This is a genomic window from Shewanella sp. GutCb (genome assembly GCF_002836135.1).
Taxonomy (GTDB): Bacteria; Pseudomonadota; Gammaproteobacteria; order Enterobacterales; family Shewanellaceae; genus Shewanella.
On the sequence record NZ_PJBL01000043.1, the window covers coordinates 1 to 8,647 of the forward strand.

Here is an 8,647-nt window from a genome sequence, read left to right on the forward strand (position 1 = left end):
GAATGGGCTAGGGGACTAACTCCTTTTTGCCCCAAACAAGTTACTAACTACGGTAATTGGCGGAATAATATCTAATGGAAAAAGTTGGATATAGTCTTCCCATGTCTTCTAAATAGTAGTCAAAATAAATTAACCACTTCAATCGAAAGAGGCTAACAAGTTGCTGTTAACATAGAATGTCCTAACTCAAAATATGCATTAGTATCTTGATCAATACCTTTTAATTTAAGATGGTCGGCAAAACCAAGTCGTGCACTCATTACTAACCAAAACGTTGCACTTATGAAGCCGACAATACGCCATGATGTTGACTTTGCCCACTTAAGCGCAAAAGTAATAGAGAGTACATAGAGTACGAAACCACCTAATTTAGATGATGCCCAGCCATTCACGAAGGGGTACAAATTAAGTGGGTTAACTACAACCAGATAAATAAAGGTACAGGTAAATAGAGTATATAAAACGTGTGGTCCAATCTTAAGCAGTTTATTATTGACCTTGTCAGACCCTTTCATAGTTAACACAAAGTTAATGATGAAAAATATAAATGTAATCGCTATTATTGTCAGGTGGGTGTGCTTAACTATCATGTACATATTGTTGTTCCCTAAGTGTTTTTACATTTAAAATTATACTATCTGTTTGTAATTTAATTATATATCCGTAGATCTTAAGTTTTAACAATCTTATGATTTCTAAGAATGCTTACTAGATTTAATGAAATATTCCCATTGAAAAATTACGTAAAAAGATGAAATAAAGATCAATCAGGTTTACTAATTCTTACCAAGAGACCTCTATTATCGAACACATTTATGTCCAGAAGTGGGTTATTGGTCTAACCCGTTTATGCCCTTTATTAGTTACGTTGGTCGTTTAGTTCAATCTGTAAAATATAATGTAGGCATACTTTTGTAATGTAAAACTTCTATATAGCTGGTCAATACACTACGTTGCTGTTAGCGATTAATATCAATACTCGCCGCGGCACTAGCCATTTGCTGTTGTAACGTCGCGTGGTTGCTAGCACTGAAGTTGATATGGCCAAGCTTACGATTCGGTTTAGGTTGTTTGTTGTACCAATGCAAACTAGAGCTGGCGGTAAGGCTATTCATGGGAGGGTTATTAGTGCCTAAAAGGTTGAGCATACCAACATTCCCTTGCACTTCTGTGTTACCCAACGGCAACCCGGCAATAGCACGAATATGGTTTTCAAATTGACAAGTTTGACCACCAAGTTGGGTCCAATGGCCACTATTATGTACCCTTGGTGCTAGCTCGTTGACTAGTAATTCCCCATTTATCACAAACAACTCAATGGCTAACACGCCGACATAATCAAGATGCTTCACGAGACGGCTAAAATAGTCTTCAGCGGCGTTGGTCATTGCAGGGCTAACTTTTTGAGCCGGAGCCATAGAAGCTAATAAAATGCCTTTGTCGTGCTGATTTTCGGTGAGAGGATAGCAGCGAATGTTACCTCGTACGTCTCTGGCACCTATAATCGACACTTCACGCTCAAAATGAACAAACTGCTCAGCAAGATAAGAGTCCGGTGCTATCTTGGGGGAGGCATTGACTAAATCGTCTCTATTGCGGATGACCCATTGATTTTTGCCATCATAACCCTCCTCAAGTGATTTGATCACCAAAGGAAAGCCCAGTCTTTCACCCAGTGAGCTTACAGCTTGTCCGTGGGAAAAGTCAGCGCATGGAATGTTCAGCTCACGAAGTAACTGCTTCTCCTTAATGCGGCTTTTGCATTTTGCAACACTGTCAACGTTCGGATGAGTAGTGCAATAAAGTGCTAGCCCTCGCAGCAAGGACAGCTCCACCTGCTCTTTTTCTACGCTAACGACATCTGGGCGGCCCAAAGATTGATATAACTGACCAATATTATCACCTGTTTGCCAGGTAACCACGCTGCCTAACCCGTCGACACATGCGGTGTCGCTGTCTGAAGCATTGTCGTTAACAAAACTGAAATTTATCCCCAACGGCATGCCAGCTAGCGCCATCATTCTTGCTAGTTGGCCACAACCAATAATTGCGATGTGCATTACTCTACCTCCACTGGCACATTGGCTGTTTGCTTCGCACGCCAGTGACATAAGCGTTCGGTAAGTGCTTTATCGCCAAGAGCTAAAATTTGCACCGCCATTAAGCCTGCATTGTAAGCACCTGGATCGCCAATTGCCTGAGTCGCTACCGCGACACCTTTTGGCATTTGCACTATAGATAGCAAGCTGTCCATGCCTTTTAACGCTTTACTCGATACTGGTACGGCAATCACTGGCAGGTGAGTCATAGCCGCGGTCATTCCGGGGAGGTGCGCAGCGCCGCCAGCACCAGCAATGATCACCTTTACACCGTTGTTTGCTGCTTGCTTACTAAACTCAATTAAACGCTCTGGTGTACGATGAGCCGATACCACCTGCGCATCAAACTCTACCTCTAATGCTTCTAACACTGTGGTAGCATTTTTCATGGTTGGCCAGTCACTTTGAGAGCCCATAATAATCGCGACTTTTGCTTGTGTCATAATTGCCTCATAATTTTAATTAGTTAACCAAAATGTGAACAACGCGTAGGTTGGAATACCAACTAACACATTAAACGGGAATGTGATTGCCAGTGAATAAGTAATAGATAAGCTTTGATTCGCTTTGGGGACGGCCACCCGCATCGCTGCGGGTACTGCAATATATGATGCACTTCCACCTAGCACGCCAAGTAGGGTTGCTCCGCCAAAGCTCAGCTCCATCTGTACGCCGAGTAGGCAGCCTAAAAATCCCCCGACCAAGGGCATTGCTACACCAAAAGACAACATAAAGTTACCCATCTGCTTTAAATCTTTTATACGGCTGGCAGCCAACATCCCCATCTCGAGTAAAAAGAGTGCTAGTACGCCATGGAATAACTCAAAAAACAGTGGTGTGACGGTGCTCACTCGACCCGCGCCCCAGTAACCTATCAGCAGCGCACCGACCATGATCACTAGGCTTTGATTACAAAACACTTCATGCAGTAGCGCTCGCCATTTAATTTTTTCACCAGCTTGCTGGGCAAGCCCAATGCCGACGATAATAGCGGGGATCTCTAGTAGCACCACAAATAGTGGGAAATAGGCTTCGTACTCGATATTTTGCGATTCTAGAAACGACACTGCCACTGCATAAGTACCAATACTGACCGAACCATAGTGTGCAGCTATCGACGCTGAATCTTGTTTATTTAACTGACCGACAAATCTCAATACAGGAAAGGCAATCAAGGGAATGAGCAACCCCAAGCCAATCACCCATAACGATTGTGGTAATAGTTGTGCATTGCCATATTCTGCTAATGCAACACCGCCCTTAAGGCCAATAGCAATTAATAGAAACAAGGTTAATGACTGATATAATGCCTTAGGAAATTGAATATTGGCTTTCACTAAGGTTGCCAGCACACCTAAGATGAAAAAGGCGATAGTGATATCTAACTGCATGTTAGTGTCCCTTAAGGGGAGGTGAGCCAACTTTTGCATTTAGCAGCTGAGAAACTCGGTATTGGCGAACCCGTTTTGATATCAATGACAGGCAGATTAGTGCGGCAATACCAACACCAACACTTAAAAGCCCTAGGCTAGGCTGCCCTTGCGCTAATCCAGTCAATGCAATGGTGCAAATTATCGCAGCGGTAAATAAACCAAATAACGCTTGTTTATCTTGTAACACGTTCTGCTTTACTTGCTTCATACTGACTCCAGCATTCATTGAGGGTCACAAACTGACCTTGGCTTTATGCTGTGCAGTGTGCCAAAAAATGTTTATATATAAAAATAGATGTTTATGTGCTTTTATATAGATAAACATCTATATAAGGTAAACAATGTCACTACGCTTACAAGCCCATATGGGCACGCTCAGACAATTAGAGATCTTATTAGCAGTGTATGATTGCGGTACGGTAGGCGGCGCTGCGCAAAATTTGCACCTCACTCAGCCTACCATTTCAATGCAGCTTAAGAAGCTCGCCGATGTCATTGGCTTACCGCTATACAATGTCATAGGTCGTAAATTAGTATTTACAGAAGCAGGGCTAGAAGTGGTTAAAACTGCCACCGAAGTGCTAGACAGCTTTGCCAAACTTGAAAGTTCCTTGTCTGACTTAGGGGAACTAAAGTCGGGAACGTTGCGTCTTGCGGTAGTGACAACCTCTAAGTATTTTATCCCCCATTTGTTAGGCCCGTTTTGCGAGCGTTACCCAAATGTTGGCGTACAGCTTAATATCGGCAACCGCCAACAAATTATTGAACGACTTAAACAAGGGGTTGATGATTTTTATGTATTCAGTCACCCGCCAGCCGATCTTAATACCGAAAGCATAGAGTTTTTTAATAACCCTTTAGTGGCTATAGCCCACGAGAACCACCCCTTTGTTAAACAAAAGTCCGTATCGCTTGAGGAGTTAAGTCAAGCACCATTTTTAATGCGTGAAGATGGCTCTGGCACACGTTTAGCCATAGAACGTTTTATGGAAAAGAAGGGAGTCAATCTCAATATCAAGATGACCATAGAAAGTAATGAGGCCATTAAGCACTCCGTGATGTCGGGTCTAGGGGTTAGTATTTTGTCAGCGCACACCTTAGCATTTGGCGGTAATATGGGATTAGCGCAATTACAGGTAGAATCTTTGCCTATTAACTCGAACTGGTATTTTTTATGGCTAAAATCCAAACGACAAACCGCCATTGCTCAGGCCTTTTTACAACATGTTGAGAGCGACGGTCGCCGTATGTTAGTTACTGAGCTGAGTCGCCATTCATTCTAATTCCCGCTACAGGGTTAATTGCAATGGCAAGTTTAGTTTCTCAGTAGAAGGTAAAAGGCTTGAAGATGTTACCGTTAACCGCTACGAGATTGGCTGTGTCCACAAGGCATTTCGCTACCCAGAAACCTACCAACAGTCATTTATAGAGCTTAAGCATTAACACATTTCTACCCCAAAACGTGTTTGAAATGGATATATCTCGAAGTTTAGCTGTCTGTATTTACCCTCAAAAACCTAATGTAACCTTTAATTGAGTGGCCAAATTATCTATACCACTTCAGAACGATTTTAATGTGGTTATGTTAGTGTGTTTACTAAGCTTAGCAGGAAGTACCAATAAACGTTTATAGGGAGATCAGTGATGACAAATTCGATGCAATTATTGAAACAGCTTGAAAGTAAAGGAAAAACTTTCCGGTATTATAGCTTTGATCGATTAGCCGAACACTATGATTTATCCCGCTTACCCTTTGCGGCAAAAATCTTATTAGAAAATTTACTGCGCTATGAAAATTCAGAATTTGTCCAGCCAGAGGATATAGATACCTTGGCCCGCTGGGATTTAGATAACTGGTCAGAAACCGAAATCGCTTTTGTGCCCTCTAGGGTTATTTTACAAGATTTTACCGGTGTACCTTCTGTGGTCGATTTGGCCGCGATGCGTGATGCTATCGAAACATTAGGTGGCAATGCTGACGCGATTAATCCACTCAATCCAGTCGAGCTGGTGATTGACCATTCGGTAATGGTTGATGTGTTTGCCGAATCCGGCGCGCTGCAAAAAAATACCGCCATCGAAATAAAGCGCAACCGTGAACGCTACCAATTTCTGCGTTGGGGTCAGCAAGCCTTTGACAACTTTAAAGTGGTGCCGCCAGGGCGCGGCATTGTGCATCAGATTAATTTGGAATATTTGGCTCGGGTGGTTTTTGTCAAAGAAGATGAAGACAACTTATTGTATCCCGACACCTTAGTCGGTACAGATTCTCATACCACCATGATTAACGGTTTGGGTGTGCTGGGCTGGGGCGTAGGAGGCATTGAGGCTGAGGCCGCCATGTTAGGCCAACCCGTTACCATGCTGTTACCCGAAATTGTCGGCTTTGAATTTACCGGTACATTACCACCAGGGGTTACAGCTACCGATCTGGTGTTAACGGTCACCGAGCAATTACGTGAATTTGGGGTGGTAGGAAAATTTGTTGAGTTTTTTGGTGCTGGCATCGATCAACTGACCCTAGCCGATAGAGCAACCATTGCCAATATGGCCCCTGAATACGGTGCCACCAGTGGTATTTTCCCGATCGATCAGCAAACTGTAGATTACTTAGCCCTTACTGGTCGTGATCCTGAGCGGATCGAGCTCATAAAGGCTTATCTTAAAGAGATGGACATGTGGGGCTGCGGATCTGAGAACAAAGCCTGTTATCACGCCAGTTTACAATTAGATTTGGGCAGTATTGTGCCTTCTATTGCGGGTCCTAAAAGGCCGCAGGACAGGATTGCACTTGATAAAGCGGGTGTCAGTTTCCGTCAGTGGCTGGACAGCCAGATCCCTGTTAATCAAATCGAAACTGTAGGTAAAGATGAACTGTCAAGCGAAGGTGGTCCCTCAGCGCCGGTCGCTGATGGCAACACAGGCGTTGCCTGCCAGTATCGAGATAAGGACTTTGTCCTCGAAGCAGGCGCGGTGGTGATTGCCGCAATTACCAGTTGTACTAATACCTCCAATCCATCAGTGCTAATCGCCGCCGGATTATTGGCCAGAAATGCCCGCCAAAAAGGCTTGCAGGTTAAACCTTGGGTGAAAACCAGTTTTGCACCTGGATCGCAGGTGGTGACAGATTATTTAATAAAATCGGGTCTCAATGTCGATTTAGATGCTCTAGGGTTTCAGTTAGTGGGTTACGGTTGTACCACTTGTATTGGTAATTCCGGCCCCTTACCTCAGCCTGTTAGTGAAGCGATACAACAGGGCAGGTTGAAGGTGTGTTCGGTGTTGTCGGGCAACCGTAATTTCGATGGACGTATTCATCCTGAAGTACAAGCGAATTATCTGGCATCGCCGCCCCTTGTGGTGGCGTATGCACTGGCCGGTAATATGAAGGCCGATATTGCTAGCGAGTCACTTGGGGAGGATGCTGATGGTAATGCGGTTTATTTAAGAGATATCTGGCCGGACAATCAAGAAATCCAACAGGTCATGGCCAGCGCAGTACAAAGCGATATGTTTGTGTCCCGTTATGCCGATATTTACAGTGGCGATGCCGACTGGCAAGGGTTAGAAGTGGTGCAGAGCCAGAAATATAACTGGCCGAATTCCACCTATGTTAAACAACCGCCATTTTTTGATGGGATCAGTGCTGAGATACCAGCAATAATGGCTATCGACAATGCCCGTTGTTTACTCAAATTGGGTGACTCGGTCACGACCGATCATATTTCACCAGCGGGATCTATTGCCCCAAACAGTCCTGCTGGAGACTATTTACAACAGGCTGGTGTGGCCATTAAGGACTTTAACTCTTACGGTTCGCGTCGCGGAAACCATGAAGTGATGATGCGCGGAACCTTTGCCAATATCAGACTGAAAAATCTGCTGGCTCCGGGTACTGAGGGCTGCCGGACACGCTTGATGCCTAACGGTGAGTCGATGACAGTATTTGATGCTGCCATGCAGTATCAACAACAGGGCACTCCTTGTATCGTGCTTGCAGGTAAGGAATATGGCACGGGTAGCTCACGAGACTGGGCAGCCAAAGGGCCTGCACTGTTGGGCGTTAAATCGGTCATTGCCCAAAGTTATGAGCGTATTCATCGCTCTAACCTGGTTGGAATGGGTATTTTACCTTTGCAGTTTATGCCAGATGACAGTGCAGAGTCGCTGAACCTCACTGGTGAAGAGCAATTCAGTATTCCTGCCGTGAGTGCTGGTCAGAAAATAGTCAAGGTAACTGCGACCGACAAAGCGGGTAAGCAAGATTCGTTTGAAGCGAAAATCCGTATTGATACTCCCAATGAGTTCAGTTACTACCAACATGGCGGTATTCTGCATTATGTATTGCGCAATCTAGCCAAGTAATCAGGGTTCTACATAAGGTAATCACCCGTTTAAGATAACCTGTAAATAGGCCCAAGTTTGACGACTTGGGCCTATTTGTATTCTGTCGAAATGGATATGGGCAGCGACGGTTTGTTGTTTAGCCGTTTGGTGGCACTGTGTGTCTCGATCAAAGGTTCAATCAGCATGAAAGTAACCACAAATATTAATGCTTTACTTTTTTATTCGAATATATTTGATTTATCAACTTAAACAGATATTGGCTTAAATCCATTAAGTGCATTGAACTTCGTTAAAATGCGACGACTATGAGCGGCATCAGGAAGCGTGTATGTCCTACCAAAAAGTAGTGAAAGAGGACTAAGGTTCTACACTGAAACTGTTTTGGATAGCTTAATTAAAAGTGCTTTGGATACCGGCGTGACTATTGAGAAAATCAATTCTAGCCTGAGAAATGTAAGTTAGAGCCGCTACGTCGTCTGAACTCATGATAATGGATTGGCTACTCCACTTGAACCATATGGCTTAATCGATATTCACTCCTTAATCGACAGTTATGTAGATATTCACTGGCTTAATCGAGTGTTATGTAGATATCCACTACTTAATTGTCCAAGAATGGGTAAGGGGGCTAACTAACTTTTGCCCCATAACGAGTCAGAAAAGCTCAAACGTCATAGACGCAAGCAGCATTAGATTAAGTAAGAAAGGGTGCTTGGATATACAATATTATTGGTTTTTTTGTGGAAACAGATCACTTTCTTAGATTCA

The 8,647-nt window shown here is 43.8% G+C and carries 7 protein-coding genes; 2 read left to right on the plus strand and 5 right to left on the minus strand.

Annotated elements, in window-relative coordinates; translation table 11 throughout:
• Window positions 1-152: 152 nt before the first annotated feature.
• The 5 genes from CXF86_RS19670 to CXF86_RS19690 form a co-directional block, all read right to left on the minus strand.
• Window positions 153-596: a SirB2 family protein gene (locus tag CXF86_RS19670; RefSeq protein ID WP_102039850.1), complete on the minus strand. Its 444-nt coding sequence runs from the start codon at window positions 594-596 to the stop codon at window positions 153-155.
• A 363-nt stretch (window positions 597-959) separates the two neighbouring features.
• Window positions 960-2,060: a 5-(carboxyamino)imidazole ribonucleotide synthase gene (locus tag CXF86_RS19675; RefSeq protein WP_101091690.1), complete on the minus strand. Its 1,101-nt coding sequence runs from the start codon at window positions 2,058-2,060 to the stop codon at window positions 960-962.
• Window positions 2,060-2,542 carry a 5-(carboxyamino)imidazole ribonucleotide mutase gene (gene purE / locus CXF86_RS19680; RefSeq protein WP_101091689.1) on the minus strand — a complete coding sequence of 161 codons (483 nt, stop codon included), beginning with the start codon at window positions 2,540-2,542 and terminating at the stop codon, window positions 2,060-2,062. The genes CXF86_RS19675 and purE overlap by 1 nt, the downstream gene beginning before the upstream one ends.
• Before the next feature lie 15 nt (window positions 2,543-2,557).
• On the minus strand, window positions 2,558-3,490 hold the full coding sequence (locus CXF86_RS19685; protein ID WP_101091688.1) for a sodium-dependent bicarbonate transport family permease: 933 nt from the start codon (window positions 3,488-3,490) through the stop codon (window positions 2,558-2,560).
• Between the two features lies 1 nt (window position 3,491).
• Window positions 3,492-3,740 (minus strand): hypothetical protein, encoded by a 249-nt coding sequence (locus tag CXF86_RS19690; protein WP_101091687.1) that lies wholly within the window; start codon window positions 3,738-3,740, stop codon window positions 3,492-3,494.
• Between the two features lie 133 nt (window positions 3,741-3,873).
• Between CXF86_RS19690 and CXF86_RS19695 the strand changes: the two genes are divergently transcribed.
• Window positions 3,874-4,815 carry a LysR family transcriptional regulator gene (locus CXF86_RS19695; RefSeq protein WP_102039851.1) on the plus strand — a complete coding sequence of 314 codons (942 nt, stop codon included), beginning with the start codon at window positions 3,874-3,876 and terminating at the stop codon, window positions 4,813-4,815.
• Window positions 4,816-5,176: 361 nt separating this feature from the next.
• Window positions 5,177-7,897 carry an aconitate hydratase AcnA gene (gene acnA / locus CXF86_RS19700; RefSeq protein ID WP_102039852.1) on the plus strand — a complete coding sequence of 907 codons (2,721 nt, stop codon included), beginning with the start codon at window positions 5,177-5,179 and terminating at the stop codon, window positions 7,895-7,897.
• Window positions 7,898-8,647 lie beyond the last annotated feature (750 nt).